Origin of the sequence: Flavobacterium sp. (assembly GCF_036782315.1) — a bacterium.
Classification (GTDB): Bacteria; Bacteroidota; Bacteroidia; order Flavobacteriales; family Flavobacteriaceae; genus Flavobacterium.
This window is the reverse complement of sequence record NZ_DAIPZK010000005.1, coordinates 103,725-123,515: the sequence shown is the minus strand read 5'-3', so window position 1 is coordinate 123,515 and position 19,791 is coordinate 103,725. Positions and strand designations below refer to the sequence as shown.

General features: G+C 32.7%; 22 protein-coding genes. 16 read left to right on the top strand and 6 right to left on the bottom strand.

The window, feature by feature from the left end; translation table 11 throughout:
• Nucleotides 1–42 precede the first annotated feature (42 nt).
• The 6 genes from V7P59_RS06400 (at nt 43) to V7P59_RS06375 (ending at nt 5,950) form a co-directional block, all read left to right on the top strand.
• Nucleotides 43–318 carry a hypothetical protein gene (locus V7P59_RS06400; RefSeq protein ID WP_333809325.1) on the top strand — a complete coding sequence of 92 codons (276 nt, stop codon included), beginning with the start codon at nt 43–45 and terminating at the stop codon, nt 316–318.
• 69 nt (nt 319–387) lie between these two features.
• Nucleotides 388–567 (top strand): hypothetical protein, encoded by a 180-nt coding sequence (locus V7P59_RS06395; RefSeq protein WP_333809324.1) that lies wholly within the window; start codon nt 388–390, stop codon nt 565–567.
• Between the two features lie 141 nt (nt 568–708).
• Nucleotides 709–3,372, top strand: coding sequence for a hypothetical protein (locus tag V7P59_RS06390; protein WP_333809323.1), 2,664 nt, complete (start codon nt 709–711; stop codon nt 3,370–3,372).
• Nucleotides 3,373–3,374: 2 nt separating this feature from the next.
• Nucleotides 3,375–3,668, top strand: a complete 294-nt coding sequence (locus V7P59_RS06385) for a hypothetical protein (protein WP_333809322.1) — start codon at nt 3,375–3,377, stop codon at nt 3,666–3,668.
• A 1,650-nt stretch (nt 3,669–5,318) separates the two neighbouring features.
• Complete coding sequence (locus V7P59_RS06380; protein WP_333809321.1) at nt 5,319–5,741, top strand: DUF6943 family protein; 423 nt, start codon at nt 5,319–5,321, stop codon at nt 5,739–5,741.
• A 29-nt stretch (nt 5,742–5,770) separates the two neighbouring features.
• Nucleotides 5,771–5,950, top strand: coding sequence for a hypothetical protein (locus V7P59_RS06375; protein WP_333809320.1), 180 nt, complete (start codon nt 5,771–5,773; stop codon nt 5,948–5,950).
• A 73-nt stretch (nt 5,951–6,023) separates the two neighbouring features.
• On the opposite strand, the gene V7P59_RS06370 is transcribed toward V7P59_RS06375, so the two are convergent.
• Genes V7P59_RS06370 through V7P59_RS06355 form a run of 4 tightly spaced genes read right to left on the bottom strand, consistent with a single transcriptional unit; the run spans nt 6,024 to nt 7,618 of the window.
• The gene (locus tag V7P59_RS06370; protein WP_333809319.1) at nt 6,024–6,200 is read right to left on the bottom strand and encodes a hypothetical protein; all 177 of its coding nucleotides are present in this window, start codon (nt 6,198–6,200) and stop codon (nt 6,024–6,026) included.
• Complete coding sequence (locus V7P59_RS06365; RefSeq protein WP_333809318.1) at nt 6,187–6,402, bottom strand: hypothetical protein; 216 nt, start codon at nt 6,400–6,402, stop codon at nt 6,187–6,189. The genes V7P59_RS06370 and V7P59_RS06365 overlap by 14 nt, the downstream gene beginning before the upstream one ends.
• Nucleotides 6,403–6,432: 30 nt before the next feature.
• On the bottom strand, nt 6,433–6,825 hold the full coding sequence (locus V7P59_RS06360; RefSeq protein ID WP_333809317.1) for a DUF5675 family protein: 393 nt from the start codon (nt 6,823–6,825) through the stop codon (nt 6,433–6,435).
• 34 nt (nt 6,826–6,859) lie between these two features.
• A complete protein-coding gene (locus tag V7P59_RS06355; RefSeq protein ID WP_333809316.1) occupies nt 6,860–7,618 on the bottom strand; it encodes a hypothetical protein in 759 nt (252 codons plus the stop codon).
• Nucleotides 7,619–7,822: 204 nt separating this feature from the next.
• On the opposite strand from V7P59_RS06355, the gene V7P59_RS06350 reads away from it, so the two are divergent.
• The 10 genes from V7P59_RS06350 (at nt 7,823) to V7P59_RS06305 (ending at nt 16,776) form a co-directional block, all read left to right on the top strand.
• The gene (locus V7P59_RS06350; RefSeq protein WP_333809315.1) at nt 7,823–8,086 is read left to right on the top strand and encodes a hypothetical protein; all 264 of its coding nucleotides are present in this window, start codon (nt 7,823–7,825) and stop codon (nt 8,084–8,086) included.
• A gap of 494 nt (nt 8,087–8,580) precedes the next feature.
• Nucleotides 8,581–10,698, top strand: coding sequence for a ribonucleoside triphosphate reductase (locus V7P59_RS06345; protein ID WP_333809314.1), 2,118 nt, complete (start codon nt 8,581–8,583; stop codon nt 10,696–10,698).
• Nucleotides 10,679–10,843, top strand: a complete 165-nt coding sequence (gene nrdD, locus V7P59_RS06340) for an anaerobic ribonucleoside-triphosphate reductase (protein ID WP_333809313.1) — start codon at nt 10,679–10,681, stop codon at nt 10,841–10,843. Before V7P59_RS06345 ends, nrdD begins: the two co-directional genes overlap by 20 nt.
• Nucleotides 10,800–11,522 carry an anaerobic ribonucleoside-triphosphate reductase activating protein gene (locus tag V7P59_RS06335; protein WP_333809312.1) on the top strand — a complete coding sequence of 241 codons (723 nt, stop codon included), beginning with the start codon at nt 10,800–10,802 and terminating at the stop codon, nt 11,520–11,522. The genes nrdD and V7P59_RS06335 overlap by 44 nt, the downstream gene beginning before the upstream one ends.
• Before the next feature lie 33 nt (nt 11,523–11,555).
• Entirely contained in the window at nt 11,556–11,990 is a 435-nt protein-coding gene (locus V7P59_RS06330; RefSeq protein WP_333809311.1) for an RrF2 family transcriptional regulator, read from the top strand.
• A 36-nt stretch (nt 11,991–12,026) separates the two neighbouring features.
• Nucleotides 12,027–12,962, top strand: a complete 936-nt coding sequence (nadA, locus tag V7P59_RS06325) for a quinolinate synthase NadA (RefSeq protein WP_333809310.1) — start codon at nt 12,027–12,029, stop codon at nt 12,960–12,962.
• 6 nt (nt 12,963–12,968) lie between these two features.
• On the top strand, nt 12,969–14,492 hold the full coding sequence (gene nadB / locus V7P59_RS06320) for an L-aspartate oxidase (RefSeq protein ID WP_333809309.1): 1,524 nt from the start codon (nt 12,969–12,971) through the stop codon (nt 14,490–14,492).
• Nucleotides 14,492–14,923, top strand: coding sequence for a c-type cytochrome (locus V7P59_RS06315; protein WP_333809308.1), 432 nt, complete (start codon nt 14,492–14,494; stop codon nt 14,921–14,923). Before nadB ends, V7P59_RS06315 begins: the two co-directional genes overlap by 1 nt.
• Entirely contained in the window at nt 14,920–16,245 is a 1,326-nt protein-coding gene (locus V7P59_RS06310) for a cbb3-type cytochrome c oxidase subunit I (protein WP_333809307.1), read from the top strand. Before V7P59_RS06315 ends, V7P59_RS06310 begins: the two co-directional genes overlap by 4 nt.
• Before the next feature lie 93 nt (nt 16,246–16,338).
• The gene (locus V7P59_RS06305; RefSeq protein WP_291284343.1) at nt 16,339–16,776 is read left to right on the top strand and encodes an RrF2 family transcriptional regulator; all 438 of its coding nucleotides are present in this window, start codon (nt 16,339–16,341) and stop codon (nt 16,774–16,776) included.
• 26 nt (nt 16,777–16,802) lie between these two features.
• Here the strand turns inward: V7P59_RS06305 and V7P59_RS06300 are convergent, their stop codons facing one another.
• The gene (locus V7P59_RS06300) at nt 16,803–18,788 is read right to left on the bottom strand and encodes a TonB-dependent receptor plug domain-containing protein (protein WP_333809306.1); all 1,986 of its coding nucleotides are present in this window, start codon (nt 18,786–18,788) and stop codon (nt 16,803–16,805) included.
• Between the two features lie 61 nt (nt 18,789–18,849).
• Nucleotides 18,850–19,695: a hypothetical protein gene (locus tag V7P59_RS06295; RefSeq protein WP_333809305.1), complete on the bottom strand. Its 846-nt coding sequence runs from the start codon at nt 19,693–19,695 to the stop codon at nt 18,850–18,852.
• Nucleotides 19,696–19,791: the final 96 nt, after the last annotated feature.

The window sequence follows — 19,791 nt, the reverse complement described above, 5'->3', positions numbered from 1 at the left end:
TTTTCAATTTGAATATAAAATATAAAAAATTCAAGCAATTTTATGCAACTATTTAAGAAAGTACAATTAGAGCTTACAGAAGAAAACATTCCATTTTACGGTCACATAGGGCTCGTTACAGTACGTTTTACTGAATTAGAAAGTTTAATTTCTCACATAATAGAACGCTTAATAAATTCAGATGATGATGTAATTAGCAATACTTTAATTGAAAATAATAATCTTTCATCAAACTTGAATGTTTTAGAAAAAATAAATCGCAGAAGAGGTTATGAGGAAAAAAGATTACAGAGGTTATTAAGAAAAATAATCAATTAAAAAAAAACACGTAATTTCTTTGTACACGGAGTTTGGAATGACGTTAAAAAAGATGAAAAAGGAATTTACGTGCGATGTTCAAATCATAAACACATCTACAAAAAAGTTCACGATGGAAGACAATGGACAAGATATAGTGATGAGATATTTAGATTAGAAGATTTGCAAAACGAAATCAAAAATATAGATGCTATTCTATTAATCTTAAAAGAGATTTGGGAAAATTTAGAACAGATTGATTTTCATTAATAAGACCTTTATAATAGTGTTTATCATAATTACTTGTATTTTATCATTTTTTTTTAAACCTTAATATAATTAAGTATTAATACGTATTGACCTAGACACTCAAATAGAATATTTTAGATATCAAAATGTTATAAATAATATATGAGTGAATTTAAAGAAATTATTGATTATTTAAGGTTTTTTAGAAGAACAGAAGATACTGAAGAAAAAAACAAATTTAGAGCAGCAATAAAAGTAGATGAAGATTATGTAAATGCTACAATTATTGATGAAAACGATTTAATTTTTGTAGAAAAAGAGGCTATTGTGCAACAAAATGGATATAAATTTGTTGCTGGAGAAATTATTGGAAATTTGTTTTTAATAAATCAAACTAGTAGTATAAAAGAGTATTATATAAAGAGAGAAGATGATACTAGTTCAGATGCAATATCTTGGTATAAAAGAATTCCTTATGAATTTTCAAACGCGTGGGTAGAAAAAGAAGATGTCCTATTAGTTGAAATAGAAATTAATCAAGTAAGTAATTTTTATTATGACTATCAAAATGCCACAATAATTGAAGTTTTTTTAGAAGATACCTTTGTTTTTCCTGATTATTTTGTCTATCATCCAAAAGACATTACCATTAGTTCTGATAGTTCTTTTAGCTTTAATTTCAAAGATGAAGAAGGCTACACTACTGATAATTCAGATAGATTTCTTAGGGTATTATTTTCTTCAAACCTAAATGTATTAATCTCTGAAGCAAAAAGAATTGTAACTTTCTATAAAAGCGAAAAACCTGGATATGTTTATCTTTTGCCTAAAATAAAAACATCACTAAACCGCTATATTTTAGATTATAATTACTATCAACGAGGAATTCCGTTTAACAGAAGCATCAATAATCCTGCAATAACATTGTCGTTCAAGTCAATAGGTGCAATGGCAGAATTTTTGAATCAAACTCTTTTTTATGAACTAAACACTATTGACCAATTCATAAATGACGACGAAAGCACATTTAGTGCTCGTGAATTATTTTTAGAAGATTATGTTCAATTAATTACCTCAGAAATTGCATTTGGAGGCAGTGACAAAGTGCTCGAAATATTGTACTATGTACCTGTGTTTCTTTTTCAAAAAATAGATACTAACTTACTATGGTCTATTATAGACAACACTTTAGAGGGTAGGGTTACTAATGCTGGGCTCAACAAAGAAGATATTGTTTTGCATATTTTAGAGAGCATATTATCTAGTTCTATTAATGAAAATATATTTTTATTGGAACTTCTAAAAGAAAATAGAAGTAAAAAAACAAGGTTTGCATTGCTCTATGAAAAAATGAATGGAGACAATTTTGTTTCATTGACTACCTTTATTTACAATACTTGGCTAAAAAGTTCTTTTGTTGAAATAGACAATAATTTTTTTAAAAATAGTAATGGTCCTTTAAATTTACCTTATAAATCTGAAAAATTTGCTGGCTTTTTTAGCAGCAATAAAAATTTTAATTTTTTAAAAAACAACCAAATATTAGTTTCAGAAGATGAAAGCTGGATAGATAATGTTATAAGTTTTTTTGATCCTGAACTTGGAGAATGGGTAGAACAATTAGTTGAAGAACAAAACAAGTATATATATCATTATTATCAACCCATTTTACTAGCAAATATAGAACAAGAAAGTGCAATTGCATTGCCAAAATTATTGCCAGCATATTTTCTTAAAGCAAATGAAGACAAAGCCTTTTGGAGCAACATCATCACTAGTTTAGAATATACCGTAGATGTGGTAACCACCTTATCAGGCATTGGAAATATCGCCAAGTTTAGGCACTTGGCAAATATGGCAAAAGTTGCTTCACGCTTTTCAAAGTATCAAAAAGCAAGTAAATTTGCTTCCACTATTTCAAAAATTAGACTAGCAGTAGGAGCTATAGAAATTAGCAGTGGCTCATTAAACATTCTATTAAAACTCACCGAATTAAGAGAAACCTCATTTGGACAATCACTCACAGAATATTTATTTTATTTAGAATTACTATCTTTATCAGGTGAACTCACAGCTGCAATAAAAAACGGTTTACGCAAAAGTGCTAAGAAATTAGTAAAACATGAAGATGAAATAAGAAAAGTATCTAAAAAAGAAGGTATTGAAGATGTAGATGGATTGCTTGATGAGTTGTATGAAGTGGCGGAAATTGAAAGAAAACTTGGTGATTTTGTCATGCATAGTGGAGACAATATTTTTGAAAATTATATAAAAGGCATTGTAAAACAAGTAAGAGAAAGCACAGGTTTAAATAACTTTGATATTCATTTAATAGATAGAAATAATGAAAAATATAAAAAACTTTTTGACCAATGGCAAAAAGGTGGTGGACACGGTTTCTTTAAACCGACTTCTGGAGAATTTGGTATAAAGCTTTACAAAGGATTATTTGGTGAAGGACCTCAAATTTATATGTTTGCCGGTAAAACTATAGATGAATGGGGTGTAGCAAAAAATGTTTTCTTTACAAAATATACCACCCAACACGAACTTTTTCATGTTGAAATGTTTATGTACTTAAAAAAGAAAACGCCTAATTATATGAAATATTGGGCTGAAATTCCTACACATATGCACGAGCAATATGTATTGAATAGATTATTAAAAACCAAAAAATGGAAAAAAGAAGATTTATTATCTGATTTATATAATATTAATACTATTAGAAAAAAGTACAATCCAAAATTAGGAGATATAACTTTAAGAGAGTTAGAATCATGGAAGTTTGAGATAGAATTAGAAAAAATTGGAATTAAAATACAATAATTATGGTAACAAAAGAGCAGATACAAGAAACAATGGATGTTTTATTAGAAACTTTCCCAAAAATAAAAGAAATAATTTTAGAAGGTAGTTATGATATTCGAAAAAAAGAAAATGGTTGGGATTGTTTTATGACTGTAAATTACAATAATCAATTTGACCAACCAAGTTTTGTTTATACAGATTTTGACAAAAAAGGTAATCCAACTGAAATGTCTATTCATGATTATGGCAGACCAAGGAGTGTAATAATTTCAAAAGATGTTAATGGCAAGTTTATTGCTAAAAATAAAGATTGAAATTAATACCAACTAAGGATGGTTTTTTTTTATAAAACTGAAAAATGAACTCTCAAAATTTTTGCTAATTTTAAGGCTTATAGTTTAGTGTTTCTAAAAAAAGCTAGAAATGGTGCAAAAATGCATTAGAATATTAAACCAAATAAGAAAAGCTGCTAAAAAAAGAAGGTATTGAAGATTAATATAAATTATTTGATTTTGTTTCCATTTCTTCATTTGCGATTTTCATATCTAAAATAATGAGAACGTACTTTTTCATTTATTACTAAATTAATGTTTTCTGTTACACTCCTTCCCATCGCTCCAAAAAAATTACTGTCATGGTTTTTGTCCCAATGCACATCAAGCACTTTGTCTGTTGGCTATAACGTTTTGTTTATAAAGGATAATCCAATAAGCCATCAGTCAAAGAGCTTGCCCAACTCTCAAAACAAAAACACGTACGCTTCGCAACTCATGCCAGTAATTTTTTTTTCCAAAGCTTAGTTACATAATGTGGCATTATAGTGCATAAAGAACTATCCTGCTACTAATCAAATCACGGATGCACTATAATAACATTATGTAAAAAAGCCGCTCACCCAACGCTTGTGCCAGTGGCTCCAGGACAACATTTTTTGCAGCTCCCATCGCATCACCCAGCTTCAAAAAACACCGTCCTTCGCCACTGTCGATAACAACGTTTTCCATTTCAGTGGAAACTTTACGTTTATAATTGCTTTTAAGAACGCTCACGTTAACTGTTTTTCAGCTTTGTGTTTAAATAGGAAGTTTTTTCATTGCTTTTGTAAATAATAAAATAGCTTTCCATTTTAGTTAACTTGCCTTTGGTAAAAGCTATTCTATTACCCACAAAACCAAAATCCCCAGCAAGCATATCATTTTTTTGCTAAAACAATCCCAGTAAATTGCTTTCACGATGGCAAGATGCCATTACGTAGCTATCATACTTAGTAGCAATTGAACTAAATCAATTTTAAAGACATTCAGGCATCTATCCATCATAAAAGCAATAGCAAAACCCTATAGTAAAGCAAATAAAAATAATACCCTTGCCTGCCCTTCTGCACTTTCGCACTATGAAGTATTTGCATTGTTTTTTGAAAATGCCTCCCATTTCCATTAGACTTTGACTGCAAACTGAAAACTGCGACTGTTATTTGTCTCATCAGGCATCCTCAAAAATCAAATTCCACAAAGCGTGTGGTTTTAATTTTTCAAATCTCATTTGAACTTTCTATCTAACCGAGCATAGTCGAGCTCGTTCTAAAAAAAGAAAACCACACCCTTTGAAGACTCCCCCATTCCAAAACAAAAAAGGAAACATTTTTACAAAAAAAGAAAAAAAAGAAACCAAAGGTTTGTTACAGGTATTCAAAAAAGCAAGTTCAAGCCTTCAGTTTCGGATAAAATCTCCACCCTCACATTTCCACCCCAACATTTCACTTTTTACTTATTACTAATGACTCATAAGGGTAGTATTTTACCGGAAAAACTTGCTTTTTTGAAACCCTCCACAAGGCGAAGTGGCTTTCTTTTTTTCCTTTTTCTTTTGCAAAAATATGTGTGAGGCACCTCTATTCCAGTTCACATTTCGAGCATCTGAAACAAGGAAGACAGAAGAAAATTAATCTTTTAAAACCTTGTACAATGCAAAATTACATCATCAAATCTCACAAAGTAGGTACTAGCTACAACAAACCTCATTTCTTTACTTTAAACAAAGGAATGAATAGTGGAAAACCTCAAAATGAACCATTCACAAACAGCTTTGTAATCATATTTGACAATGAAAAAGATTGTGAAAATATCTTTTGGGTAGCATATAGTTTATGGAAATCAAAATTTTGGCACCAACATTTAGTGGGTTCAGTCATTTCATTTTTACGACTACCTGATTTTAAAAAAGAATTCTTCTCAAAATCTGCACAATTAATGGAGGAATATGAAGCACATATAAAACATGTGGAAACTTTAAAATTGCTAGCTCAAAAAGAGAAACAATTTCACGAAAACATTAATCTAATTAACGATATGCGTAGGGTAATTATTCACCGCTATAGTAACAAATAATCAATTTTTAACACTTAAATCATAATACTATGAGCCTATTTTTATTATTTCAAACCGACAATTGGAAATCTAAAGCATCGAGAGTATTTTTTGGTGCATTTGATAGTAGAAATAAAGCAATTGATTTTGCAAAATACCATGATTTGTATAGTCATAATTCCGAAGTCATTGTTGTTGAAGTGCAACTCAATCACTTTGGAGAAATCTAAAACAAAAAAAGCCAAATCTTACGACTTGACTTTAATTTATTTAACCCAAAGGTCACCACAACAAGGGCTAAACTTACTTTTTGCGCTTCTTATTTAAGCTTTTAAGTAGTAACGAAATCGTAAAACTGACAATTGCACCAACACTAACTAAAATAATAGTTCGTGTAATATCTTCAGATTGAATATTCGGTACAATACTTAAAAACGTTCCTCCTGCAGTTCCTACCAAAGTAGGATTATTTGCTATCATCAGTTGTAGTAAGCTGACTAGCAGCTGATAAAACTCCACCAGCAAGGGCTGCATAACCACCAATAGTAGTTATAATTGCAGGTAAAGCAATTGGAGCAGCTAAAATCGCCCCTCCAACTGCTGCCAATGCTAACCCAACAGTCCGAAGCACTTTAAAAAACTTTGGTGTAGGAGCTGTAGCTCTATTTATTATTTTTTTCATAATTACATTTTTTGTCATCCTGTAAAGGATCTATTGAATAAGTATTTCAACACTTTCTTTATTATCCAAAGCTTTATAAACAATGTTCTTTAGTTTCCCAAAAGCTTTTCTCGACATCAACCCTAATCCAGGTCCAGAAAGTTTAGTAACAGGAGCAATACAACCCAGTAATTCCTTTTGAGTATTATTAGCTGGATGTAAAAGAATACATTTTCTATTCGGTACATCCTCTAATTCCAAATGCCATTTATACTTTGCGCTATATCGCTTTCTTATAAAATATTTCCCTTCTGGAATACAGGAAACTTTCGTCTCGTTCATCTTCCACGGCAATTCAATTGTATGACAAATCAATTTACCTTCGCTTTCGAGTTTACCATTCGTTCCATCAGGGAAATAAGTTCTAGTTAAAAATAGTACCATTACTGACTACTAAAAACTGATTACTGACCACTGGCTATACACCACTATCAACTTTCGCAATTGATAATGGGTTAAAAGCTCCATTTTTCAATGGATACATTTGACCGTTAACCTCTTGATAAAACTCAACACCTAAAGCCAAAAATAAGGGCTTAGTTGAATTAGCAGTAACTGCATTTACCTGATTAATTGGAACAGTTGCAGATGCATCCCATGGTAAGATTGCGGTTTCAGAAGTTGCTACTACATACGTTTCAGCCTCAAAATCAACCTCTGCACCTCCAGAAATAATCTTAAAGTGAGTCGTACCACTTGGAGCTGCAATCATATTAGCAGGAATAAATGAAGCCAAATCTACTTTTATCTCACCTGCAACACGATCAATTGATGCCACAAACGGAGCAAATAAAGTGGTTCCCAATTTACCACGAATGTTAAACTCAAAACCAAATAACAATTCAGCCTCACCATCAATCACATTTCGCAAACCACGTACACTTACTGTATCCGCTTGAATGACTTTCATCATTGCCTGTGTCAATCGACTAACCATTCTACCATCTGCAGAGTTTAAAAGCAATGGTCTAAGAGCAGTTCTTAGCATTTTTCCTGCCTTACCTGCTCTACCAAATTCAGAGCCATTCTCACGCGTTCTCTGAAACGCAGGGTCACTTGCTATTCTACTAGCATCAATTCCTCCTTTCTCACGAGCTAAGTGACCATCCTGCGTCTTATAAAAAGTAATATCCCCGATAGTACCTTTCAATTTAATTATGCCTTTCTGTCTAGCCATAATTTCTAAAGTTTTTGATTAATACTCCTTTTCAAATTTCACTTTCATTTCGATAATCGTTGCAACTAAATCCCGAATGATTTATTCAAAGTTTCATTTATTAAATTCATATTTCAAACAGTCTCTTTTAGAAAACATACAAAAACATAAATAATCAACTATTTTAATTATACCAATCATTCAAATTTTACTTAAATTTGTCTAATGCTGGAAGTTAGGCAAAGCCTACTCAAAGGCATAGATAAAGTATTAAAACAAAAAGAAGTGATACCAAGCAGCATCAGGGTATGTATATATCCAAAAGACGTGCAGCGCATCATGGGAAAAGAATACGCTCAAGCAAGATTATATTTATTGAAGATTAAGAAACACTTTAATAAAGAACAACATCAACTAATCTCTATAGAAGAATTTTGCGAGTATACTGGACTTAAAATAGAACACGTTGTGCGTTGCATAGTAGGATAAAATCTAATCAGCTAAAAAGACTGCTATATCACTGAAAAAATTAGTAACTAGTTCAAAAATTAGTATTAATATTCAAAAAATTATGCTCATATTTATAATATACATTTACGATAATTTAAATAATTTATTATGTAAAAAAAATATGTTAACTAATTTAGTAACCTCTCAACCTACTTTAAAATTAAAATTTTAAGGAATATTATATTCTCTTCAGCTTCTCGAAAAACCTGTAAAATATTGATTTATAAAGGTTTATTATATCCGATAACAAGAATTACTTTCATCTAAAATACAGTCTTTCTTCAATTAAAATTCTATGCACTTTGTAATTGTAATTTATTATGTCTTTGATTTCAAAAATTAAAAATGCGATTTACTAAAATAACTTATCAACAAAAAAAAATATAATTTGTTGATTATTATTTATTCAAACAAGACTAAAAAGTCTTTTTAATATCTAAATTTGTTCAATACCACAATTAAAATTCCGCAGTATGGACAAATTTGTAATCAAACGAAATGGCACATATTTACCATTTGAACCTTTCAAAATAGAAGAAGCCATTACAAAAGCTTTTGCCAGTGTAAGTGAAACTTTAAACCTAAAAGTAATTGAAACGGTGTTCCAATTGTTGTCACATCAAGACACTTGGGCAGTTGAAGATATTCAAGATAAAATTGAAAAAACACTTTACGAGTATGGGCATTATGAAGTGATGCGTTCTTTCATGTTGTTCCGTCATACGCGTAAACTACAACGTGAACACGTTTTAGGTCTAAATGATGACACCACATATGTCGACAGCACCCAAACCATAGAAGAATATACCAACCAAACGGATTGGCGCATCAATGCAAATGCAAACACTTCCTATTCCAATGCAGGTTTAGTTAATAATGTCGCTGGAAAAATCATTGCGAATTATTGGTTAGACAAAGTCTATTCGAAAGAAGAAGGTTATGCGCACCGAAATGGCGATATTCACATTCACGATTTAGATTGTTTAACAGGTTATTGTGCGGGTTGGAGTTTACGAGTTTTATTAAATGAAGGTTTTAATGGCGTTCGTGGTCGAGTAGAAAGTCGTCCTCCGAATCATTTTAGAGAAGCATTAGGGCAAATGGCGAATTTCCTCGGAATTTTACAAAGCGAATGGGCAGGTGCTCAAGCCTTCAGTTCATTTGATACGTATTTGGCTCCTTATATTTTCAAGGATAATTTATCGTATGAAGATGTTTTAAAAGCAATTCGAAGTTTTGTTTATAATTTGAATGTGCCTGCACGATGGGGACAATCTCCGTTTACGAATATTACATTGGATTGGGTGGTTCCAGATGATTTGAAAGAGCAAATACCAACACGAAACGAACAACATCTTTTTAAAGGAATCGCTTCAGAAGATTTTATAAAAAGAGCTAAAGAAAGAGGCGTTTCAGACATAACCGAAATGCGTTACGAACATTTTCAAAAAGAAATGAATCTCATCAACAAAGCGTATTATACTGTTATGACCGAAGGAGATGCTCATGGACAACCGTTCACCTTCCCTATTCCAACGGTTAACATTACCGAAGAATTTGATTGGTATGGAGAAAACACCGATATTCTTTTTGAAAATACAGCAAAAATTGGTTCGTCTTACTTCCAGAATTTTATCGGAAGTCAATACACTTATGATGAAAACGGAAACAAAATTGAAAATCCAAATGCCTACAAACCCAATGCCGTACGAAGCATGTGCTGTCGCCTCCAACTCGATTTACGCGAATTATTAAAAAGAGGAAATGGTTTATTTGGAAGTGCGGAAATGACGGGAAGTATCGGTGTGGTAACTATTAATATGGCGCGATTGGGTTATTTGAACAAAGGCAATAAAGCGAAATTATATTCCGATTTAGATCGTTTGCTAGAAATTTCGAAAGCAACTTTAGAGAAAAAACGTGTTTTCATTCAGGAAATGTATGATAGAGGATTGTTTCCATATACCAAGCGTTATTTGCCACATTTCAGAAATCACTTTTCTACAATTGGTGTAAACGGAATTAACGAAATGATTCAAAATTTCACTGATGGAAAAGAAGACATCGTTTCGGATTACGGAATGGCATTCGCAAACGAAATTTTGGAACACATCCGAACCAAAATGAGAGCCTATCAAGAAGACACAGGCAATTTATACAACTTAGAAGCAACTCCAGCAGAAGGAACTACATATCGCTTTGCTAAAGAAGATAAAAAACGATATTCTGATATTATTCAAGCGGGAGAAGGCGAAAATATTTACTATACAAACAGTTCACAATTACCAGTTGATTATACTGAAGACCCGTTTGAAGCTCTGTTATTACAAGACAATTTACAATGTCAGTACACCGGAGGAACAGTTTTACACTTGTACATGAACGAAAAATTGAGTTCGGTAGAAGCGTGTCGTAATTTTATTAAAAAAGTAATTACGAATTTCAAATTACCATATATCACGGTGACACCCGTTTTCAGCGTTTGTCCGAAACATGGTTATTTGAATGGCGAACACGAATATTGTCCTAAATGCGATGAAGAATTATTAGCAACCTTAAAAACAAAATCTTATGCAAACACAAACCATTGAAGCTTTGCTTCAAAATAATGAAAAAAGAACCAAATGTTTGGTTTATACACGAGTAATGGGCTATCACAGACCCGTAGAAAGTTTTAATATTGGAAAAAAAGGTGAACACAAACAACGAACCCATTTTAGAGAATGTAAATCTTGATTTTCTAAACAAAAAAGCCATTCATAGTTTTACACCCTTCACCCTATTAGATTATCCCGATAAATCGGCTTGTATCTTATGGTTTGCAGGGTGTAACATGAAATGCGATTATTGTTACAATCCCGAAATAGTTTTCGGAAAAGGCTCTTTTTACTTTTCCGAAATCGTTTCGTTTTTAAAATCCAGAAGAAATTTGTTGGATGCCGTGGTGTTTAGCGGTGGAGAATGTTTGATACATAAAGTCATTATCCCATTCATAAAACTAGTCAAAAGTTTAGGATTTTTAATCAAAGTAGACACCAACGGAAGTCACCCCAAAGTATTAGAAAAACTAATTGAAGAACAGCTCATCGATTATGTAGCATTGGATTTTAAAGGTCCGAAAGAGAAATTCTTTGCGATTACAAAAGCTGATTTTTATGCTCAATTTATAAGTTGTTTTGATTTGCTTCAAGCGAGTTCCATTCCGTTTGAAGTTCGAACTACTTATCATTCTTCATTATTGAATCCAGAAGATATTGTTGCAATGCAAAACGTTTTATTAGAATTAGGTTACAATAAAAACTATTACATTCAAAATTTTAGAAATTATCAAAACACGATTGCGTCACTACCCAGTTCGCAATCAATTTCAGAAAAGGATATTCATCAGAATATGACTAAAATCATATTTCGATGATTTAAAATACCTAACTTTGTGTAAATTTTATCTATGTTTTCAAAAACCTGCGAATATGCCATACGAGCTACCATTTACATTGCCTCAGAATCGTCTGCTGGCAAGCGTAGCGGTATTCGAGACATTGCTAGAAAAATTGAATCGCCAGAACCTTTTACCGCTAAGATTTTACAACGTTTGGTAAAAGCCGACATCATAAAATCAATTAAAGGAAATGGCGGTGGATTTGAAATCGAAAAGGTACAATTGAAAAACATTAAGCTAGAACAGCTCGTAAAAGCTATCGACGGAAATGATTTATTTGACCGATGCAGTTTAGGACTTCATGATTGTTCCGACAAACAACCGTGTCCTTTTCATCATAAGTATAAGCCATTACGTGAAAATTTAAAGAAAACACTGAAAGAAACCTCTCTTTTGGATTTGATTAGTGAATTCAATACGGGAGATACTTTCCTTAAGCTTTAAAAAATTTGATTAAATAAAAGATAAAAATATCCTCTAATGAAAACAACATCGGATTTAAAAGAGAAAATTCTTGAATTGAAAAAAAGAAAAAATGCGGTAATTCTAACGCACTATTATCAGGAAGAAGCCATTCAAGAAATTGCTGATTTTGTGGGTGATAGTTTAGAATTATCTAGAAAAGCATCGCAAATTGATGCGGATATTATCGTTTTTGCTGGCGTTTATTTCATGGCAGAAACGGCTAAAATTGTCAATCCTAATAAAAAAGTAATCGTTCCTGATGTAAAAGCAGGTTGTTCACTTGCCGATGGTTGTCCACCCGATGAATTCAAAGCATTTCTTAAAAATTATCCAAATCATACCGTTGTAACCTACATCAATTGCACAGCCGAAGTGAAAACTTTAACCGACATAGTTTGTACTTCTTCCAATGCTAAAAAAGTAATCGCATCTATTCAGGAAGACCAACCTATTGTGTTTGCTCCTGATAAAAATTTAGGCAAATACTTAATTTCTGAAACAGGTCGTGATATGGTTTTATGGGAAGGTTCTTGCATTGTTCATGAAGCCTTTTCTTTAGAAAAATTAATCGATTTATATAAAAAACATCCTACCGCTACCATCATTGCACATCCAGAATCGGAAACGCATATTTTGAAAGTAGCACATTACATTGGTTCGACTTCAGGTATGTTGAATCATGTAAAAAACAGTTCAAACGACACTTTTATCGTAGCCACAGAGGCGGGAATTTTACACCAAATGCAATTGGATAATCCAACCAAAACATTAATTCCAGCGCCTTCAAAAGAAGACAATACTTGTGCGTGCAGCGAGTGTGCGTTTATGAAAGTCAACACCTTAGAAAAACTCTATCAATGTTTAAAAGATGAAAGTCCGGAAGTGCATTTGGACAACGATATCATCGAAAAAGCTTTACTTCCTATTCAAAGAATGTTAGCGCTAAACTAAAAGATCATGCAAAATTTAGAAACCGAGATACTCATAGTAGGCACAGGATTAGCGGGATTATCACTAGCAAAATATCTCAGCGAGCAAAATCCGAATCTACAAATTACCTTACTTAGCAAAACTTCCATTGACGAGTGCAATACGTATTATGCTCAAGGTGGAATTGCCGTAGTACACGACTTCATCAAAGACAGTTACCAACAACATATTCAAGACACTTTACTTGCTGGAAAAGGCATTTGCGATAAAAAAGTAGTCGAACACGTAATTACAGAAGCTCCTGCCCGATTACAAGAATTGATACAATGGGGCGTGGAATTAGATAAGAATTATTTAGGCGAATTGGATTTAGGTTTAGAAGGCGGTCACTCTCAAAATCGCATTGTACATCACAAAGACAAAACAGGATTAGAAATCGAAACCAAGTTGATTCAAGTCATTCAAAATTTAGCAAATGTTACCATCAGAACTTCCTTTTTTGCCACAGATGTTTTACTAGCCAATCAAAAATGCATCGGAATTATTGGATTTGATGAAAAAAGCGAAGTGACTTCCATCTTAGCAAAAGCAACTGTTTTAGCTACTGGCGGTTCTGGACAAGTGTTTAGTGTGACTTCAAATCCGTTTGTTTCTACGGGTGATGGTGTGGCGATGGCCTATCGAGCGGGCGCTAAATTGGAAAAAATGAAATACATTCAGTTTCATCCTACAGCACTTTATGAACCTAATAAAAGTCAGGCGTTCTTAATTACCGAAGCCATTCGAGGATTTGGAGCTCATATTTTAAATCATAAAATGGAACGTTTTGTTTTTCAATATCATCCTGATGGCGAATTAGCAACTCGAGATATCGTTTCAAAAGCCATTTCAGATCAAATTAAAAAGGAACATTCGCAACACGTTTGGCTCGATGTTAGACATTTGCCTATAGAAAAGTTTAAAATGAAATTTCCAAAGGTTTACAACTATTGTTTTGAAAATGGCATTGATGTTTCGAAAGATTTAATTCCGATAACTCCGGCAGCACATTATCAATGTGGCGGAATTGTCGTGGATGAAACGGGAGCTACTTCTATCAAACAATTGTTCGCCATTGGAGAATGTTCGCACACAGGACTTCATGGTGCCAATCGTTTAGCTTCCAACTCATTATTAGAAGCGATTGTTTATGCGCATGATTTAGCGAATCATTTGATTTCCTCAATAGATGCGATTAAATTGAATAAATCTGAAATTACGCCCATTCGCTATAAAAACATTCATCACGACCAAGTGTTGCAATTCAAAAACCAACTGCAACATTTCATGAAATACGATGCTTTGTACACTTCTAGGAAAAATACTGAAAAAGTATATGAAATGGTCACCGAGATGAGCAAACGCTTCAAAATGAAGTTCAAAAATTATGATTCGCATCCGTTTTTATGCGAAACTTATAATTTAATTCAAACCGCAGAAATTATTTTAAATGATTGTTTACCAAAAAGATACCGCGTAAAATCGGTTAAAAAAGAAAAAACTATTTCGTAATGCTACATCTATTTGCCCATCCAAAACGCATTTTTTTGGTGCTTTTCGTTTGTTTTCTAGCGTTTAGCATTTGGATTTATGCCATTCCGCTTTTTAGCCCAACGCCCTATTCTGAAAAAGAACTTCATTTAGTAGCTGAAGGTCGATTGGTTTGGCAGAAAAACAACTGTCATACATGTCATCAATTGTATGGTTTAGGCGGTTATTTGGGTCCGGATTTAACGAATGTGTATTCGAGAACTTCCAACAACGAAGCGTATATAAAAGGCATCATAAAATCGGGAGTAAAACAAATGCCTGCTTTTAAAATTTCAGATTACGAAATGAAAGCACTTTTACACTTTTTGAAAAATGTAGATGCCACAGGAACATCAAATCCGCAAGATTACCAACCTGAAATAATAGGAACTTTTAGTTTAGAAAAAAAATGAAGAATTTTGGAATTTGGCTCATCAGAATCGCCCTTGTGTTGTTTGTTTTAGGTTTATTTTTTGGACATTTAGCTTCCGAAAGTTATCGCATTACCCAACCCAAATCGGGTGTTATGGGATTTTTATCGCTTCGTCCACTTCATGTGAGTAGCGCTTATTTGGGAATTATAACTGCTGGATTGGGTTTTGTCACACTGATTATTGCTAAAATGAAAACCACCCGATTTAGTACTTTTTTACAATATATTCATTTTTCACTTTGGGTAATTGCTTTAATTGGAATTTTCTACAGCTATTTTACTGGTGATTTTGGAGGAAGAGAATATTGGGAATTCAATCCCGTTTGGGCTTTACCTATTTTTCTCTCTTTTCTTGTTTTCTTAGTTTTTTATCTGTATCAAATTGGATTTTCTATTAAATGGCCTGTTTATTATTGGATGTGGCTCACTGGAATTATCTTCTTTATTTTCACTTTCATCGAAAATTATTTGTGGATTTTTCCTTATTTCAGACAACATTTCATTGCTGATATGACGATTCAGTGGAAAGTAAATGGTTCGCTCGTGGGAGCTATCAATCAAATTATTTATGGTGTTGCTTTTTATTTGATGGAAAAAATTAGTGGCGATGAAAAATTGTCCTATCAAAAACTATCTTTTGCGATGTATTTTCTTGGAATGTTTAACTTGATGTTCAATTGGGGACACCATATTTACCTACTTCCAACTGAAAAATACATTCATTACATTGCCTACGCAGTAAGCATGTCCGAATGGATTATTTTGATTCGTATTTTTTACAAATGGAGTCAACAAATCAAAGAAAACAAACAGTTTTACTACTTTTTCCCTTATCGATTTTTAATGGCATCTGATTATTGGGTCACTATAAACTTAACACTTGCACTATTCATGTCGATTCCAGCCATCAACTTATACACGCATGGAACGCATATCACGGTGGCGCATGCTATGGGAACAACCATTGGGATTAACACTATGATTATTTTGGCAGGTGTTTTTTATTTTATCAAACCAACTTTTAACTCAGCAAAATGGCGATTGTATGGAAGCATTGCATTTTGGATAGTACAAATTACCCTATTACTTTTTCTAATTTCCTTAATTGGAATGGGTATTCAACGAGCATTTTGGCAAGGAGGATTGACTTCTGAAAGCTTCAGTAAAATGAGTAGTTCCAGTGGAAATTGGGTTTTAATTTTCATCATTCTAGGCACGATTTTGATGTTCAGTATGGCGAGTTTTTTTATTTACATTTTTATTCAATCCTGGAAGAAAAATGAATTGAAAATTGATGAATAAGTTTATACTAAAAATACGATGATAAAAATCAGGTAAAATATCATAATTCCATTGTATATTTGGCCTTTAATTCTTTCAAATTTATCATTGCTTATGTTTTCAAAATCATGCAATTATGCTATAAAAGCTACTATATTTATTGCCAAACATTCTTTAGAAGAAAAAAAGGTAGGTTTTGTCGATATCGCTAAAGAAATCGATTCGCCACAAGCTTTTACAGCTAAAATTTTACAAATACTAGTAAAAGCAGGGATTATCGAATCGGTAAAAGGCGTAAATGGTGGGTTTTATATTCCGAAAAAGAGAATTAAAAAGACTTTCTTAGTTGAAATCGTTGATGCTATTGATGGAGACGCGGTTTTTCATGGTTGTGGATTAGGATTATCACAATGTTCTGAAACACATCCTTGTCCTGTGCATGATAAATTCAAAAGTATTCGTGATGAATTAGCGCATATGCTAGAAACCACTAATTTAGAAGAATTAGCTTTAGGAATTAAATCAGGAGAAACTTTCTTGAAATCGCTATAAAACCAATTCTTCTAAACAGTAGAATTTTAAAACTGAAACATCAAATTTACAAAGATATTTCGTCCCATTCTTGGGAGGTTATTCCAATCGGTATAAGTGGTGTAGTTGGCATCGAACATGTTTTCAACACCTGTATTTAGGATCATTTTTGATTTTTCAAAAGTAAATTTATAACCTAAATTAGCATTTACAATTGCATAATTAGGTGTTTTGTCTTCACCATAAAAAGCGTTGTACTCAGTTTGTGTAGCATTTCCTTTTAGTTGTAATTCCGAACTGAATTTTCCTGGTTTAAATCTGACAGAAGTCATGTAATTAAACGGACTCATGAAAGGTAATCCATTACTCTCATTGTCTTTTCCAAAGTTATTTACTAATTGTCCTTTCCAAATCCAAAAATCAGATAATTGATAACTTACCGTAAAATCGGAAGATAAAATAGTCGCATAATCTAAAGCGGTATAAACTTTAATTCCATTAGCCCCAATAGTCATAGGCGATACCGTAGCATCAGGAATTCCGATGATATAATCGTAAATGTGAAAATACGATGCTGATAACTTCGCTTGCCATTTCGCATTTTTGAAACCAATATTGGCATTTCCTTCTAATGATTTTTCGTTTTTCAAGTTTGGGTTCCCAATGTAATCAAATCCGTCAAAACTGTTGAATAAATAAAAACCATACCCTTCTGAAACTGACGGAGCGCGTTCGCCATATCCCATTCCGAATCCATACGAAATTCCATCTTTGTTGTAGAAATAATTGGTTGAAATACTTTTTAGGAATCGAGAATTCGAGGCTTTCATTTCAGGATAGAAAATCTGTAAACTTTGTAAACCGAAATCACTTTCAATATTGTTATTATGAAACCCTAAATTAGTAGTGAATTTCAAATTAGAATGGCAATTGATTTCGAAATTATCTTCCAAATAAATTCCAGTGTACAAGGTACGAACATCTGGCCAAGTGTACATAAACATTAAGTTTTCGTTTGGATCGGAAGGATACATCGTCATTTCGGCAACAGAACGATTGTAAAACGAATTCAAATCGGCCAAAAATTGATGTTTTTTATATTTTCCATTGATTTTTGAATAAAAACCAAAGGTATCACTCCAACCTGGCATGTCCATGTGAATAGGAACGTCCGGGCGTTTCGTATCGTCCATGGTGTGCGTAATTGTATTGAAATAGAGTTTGGTTTCCCAATTATCGATTTGTTCTAAATTAGGTTTGTAATTGAATTTTACCGAAGTAATTAAAGCTTCCGCCAAAGAAACATCCATAGGTAATGCAGGATAACCGACATCGGTAGCTCTATCAAAAATTACTGAAGCTTCAATGTTCTTATTAGGAGCCAATCGATAATCCGAAGTTGCGGAAAGATTGAGTTTTCTGAACTGTGAAAACTGAATTTCTTTATCATTTCCTGCTTTGTAATTTTCGGCATCGCGGAACATCACATCGGTATCTACATAAAATAAACTATCCGCATAATTGATGGCTGAGCCTATGATTTTTTGCTGATTATTCGTTTCATATCCTGAGTTGACAAAGAATTCCCAACCTGCATTAGTAAATTGGCGTTGGCTTCTTTTTAAATCAATCGAACCACCAATCGTATTTCCATGACAACTTCCTTGTTGCCCAGAAGAAATGGTAGCTTCAGACAAATTTGATACTTCAACATAAGAAGTTACCGGATCCATTTTATCGGTACAAGCGCCAAAGATTCGCATTCCGTCGATGGTAACAACGGTTCGTTCGGTCGCCATTCCATTGATGATAGGTTCCCAAGCATAAGCACCTCTTTTGATTAAATCTACTTTGGTTGATTTTTGTAAAAATTCGTCTAAAGTAGCGAGTGCTTTGGTTTGTTTTTCGTGCAAAGCTGCTTTTGTTCCTACTACCAAAACTTCTTTAAGCTCTTTAGTTTTGAGAGAATCTATTTCTTGACTAAAAGTAAAACAAAACGAAAGTGACAGAAAAAATACAACTAATTTTTTCATGATATAAAGATTTTAAAAAAGGTCATTAATAAAGCCATAACGACCTTTTTTAGAGTAAAAATTAAAATTCGATTTCGAAGAAAATACTACTAGCGGTAACTGTTTCTGTGATTTCTTCTCCTTTTAAGATTGTTCCTTCGGCGTTAGCTAATTGTAAGTTGATTTTCCAATAACCTGTCATGGTTAACGATAATTTACCATTATAAAATCCGCCAACTAAAGCTTGTGTTGCATGAACATTATTTGGTGAAGAATGATTTCCCATACTTGGCATTCTTGGGTCGATTTTCACAGTATAACCATCCACAACTGGGAACGTCATCATGTTTTGCATTTTCCAAACGCCAACTTTCATATCGTTGATGGCTACTTTTGGAGTATTTGGTTCAATTAAAGCTACTAAGTATTTTGTACCATCCGAACCCATAAAGGTGTTTACTTTTCGTTTTGCAGAAGCGAGCACATCGATTACATCTGTAGCAGTATAATCCACACCGTTAATTGTGTAATCAATCTTTAAATCCCAATATTCTGTAGTGTTCTGCGCCATTTGGAACATAATGTAACCTTCATATAAAGTACCGTTTTCAGTTACTTTTTCCACTATTGAATAAGGGCAAGAGTGTGTCATTGAAGTCATGTGCATAAATGGCGTCCAACTCACTTCTGCATTTTTGATATAATTGTTGGTTCCGTTTTCTTTGATTCTTAGGCTAATTTCGTTGTATCCTTGTTCTAAACTTCCCATATGAGAATACAATTCAATTGTGTGTGTATCGTTAGTGATTTCTTTAAATTTAGTAATTCCGTCTAATTCATTTACAGCAGTTTCATTATCGTTTGAACAAGACACGAAAATTAAGGTCATAGCAAATAATGCTACAATATATTTTATTGAAGTTTTCATTTTATTTTTTAATTAAAGTGATTGTAATTGCATCTGAAATGTAATTTTTCAGAGAAATTATGATATAAGTTGAGGGGGTTAATTCAGAAAATGAAC

What these genes read in the sequence shown, in the direction of transcription:
- V7P59_RS06390 (WP_333809323.1), top strand. Translation starts at nt 709, where the DNA reads ATGAGTGAATTTAAAGAAATTATTGATTATTTAAGGTTTTTTAGAAGA.
- nadB (WP_333809309.1), top strand. Translation starts at nt 12,969, where the DNA reads ATGCAAAATTTAGAAACCGAGATACTCATAGTAGGCACAGGATTAGCG.
- V7P59_RS06365 (WP_333809318.1), bottom strand. Translation starts at nt 6,402, where the DNA reads ATGAAAAAAATAATAAATAGAGCTACAGCTCCTACACCAAAGTTTTTT.
- V7P59_RS06355 (WP_333809316.1), bottom strand. Translation starts at nt 7,618, where the DNA reads ATGGCTAGACAGAAAGGCATAATTAAATTGAAAGGTACTATCGGGGAT.
- nadA (WP_333809310.1), top strand. Translation starts at nt 12,027, where the DNA reads ATGAAAACAACATCGGATTTAAAAGAGAAAATTCTTGAATTGAAAAAA.
- V7P59_RS06375 (WP_333809320.1), top strand. Translation starts at nt 5,771, where the DNA reads ATGAGCCTATTTTTATTATTTCAAACCGACAATTGGAAATCTAAAGCA.
- V7P59_RS06350 (WP_333809315.1), top strand. Translation starts at nt 7,823, where the DNA reads ATGCTGGAAGTTAGGCAAAGCCTACTCAAAGGCATAGATAAAGTATTA.
- V7P59_RS06295 (WP_333809305.1), bottom strand. Translation starts at nt 19,695, where the DNA reads ATGAAAACTTCAATAAAATATATTGTAGCATTATTTGCTATGACCTTA.
- V7P59_RS06305 (WP_291284343.1), top strand. Translation starts at nt 16,339, where the DNA reads ATGTTTTCAAAATCATGCAATTATGCTATAAAAGCTACTATATTTATT.
- V7P59_RS06360 (WP_333809317.1), bottom strand. Translation starts at nt 6,825, where the DNA reads ATGGTACTATTTTTAACTAGAACTTATTTCCCTGATGGAACGAATGGT.
- V7P59_RS06370 (WP_333809319.1), bottom strand. Translation starts at nt 6,200, where the DNA reads ATGATAGCAAATAATCCTACTTTGGTAGGAACTGCAGGAGGAACGTTT.
- V7P59_RS06310 (WP_333809307.1), top strand. Translation starts at nt 14,920, where the DNA reads ATGAAGAATTTTGGAATTTGGCTCATCAGAATCGCCCTTGTGTTGTTT.
- V7P59_RS06315 (WP_333809308.1), top strand. Translation starts at nt 14,492, where the DNA reads ATGCTACATCTATTTGCCCATCCAAAACGCATTTTTTTGGTGCTTTTC.
- nrdD (WP_333809313.1), top strand. Translation starts at nt 10,679, where the DNA reads ATGCAAACACAAACCATTGAAGCTTTGCTTCAAAATAATGAAAAAAGA.
- V7P59_RS06330 (WP_333809311.1), top strand. Translation starts at nt 11,556, where the DNA reads ATGTTTTCAAAAACCTGCGAATATGCCATACGAGCTACCATTTACATT.
- V7P59_RS06380 (WP_333809321.1), top strand. Translation starts at nt 5,319, where the DNA reads ATGCAAAATTACATCATCAAATCTCACAAAGTAGGTACTAGCTACAAC.
- V7P59_RS06400 (WP_333809325.1), top strand. Translation starts at nt 43, where the DNA reads ATGCAACTATTTAAGAAAGTACAATTAGAGCTTACAGAAGAAAACATT.
- V7P59_RS06345 (WP_333809314.1), top strand. Translation starts at nt 8,581, where the DNA reads ATGGACAAATTTGTAATCAAACGAAATGGCACATATTTACCATTTGAA.
- V7P59_RS06300 (WP_333809306.1), bottom strand. Translation starts at nt 18,788, where the DNA reads ATGAAAAAATTAGTTGTATTTTTTCTGTCACTTTCGTTTTGTTTTACT.
- V7P59_RS06385 (WP_333809322.1), top strand. Translation starts at nt 3,375, where the DNA reads ATGGTAACAAAAGAGCAGATACAAGAAACAATGGATGTTTTATTAGAA.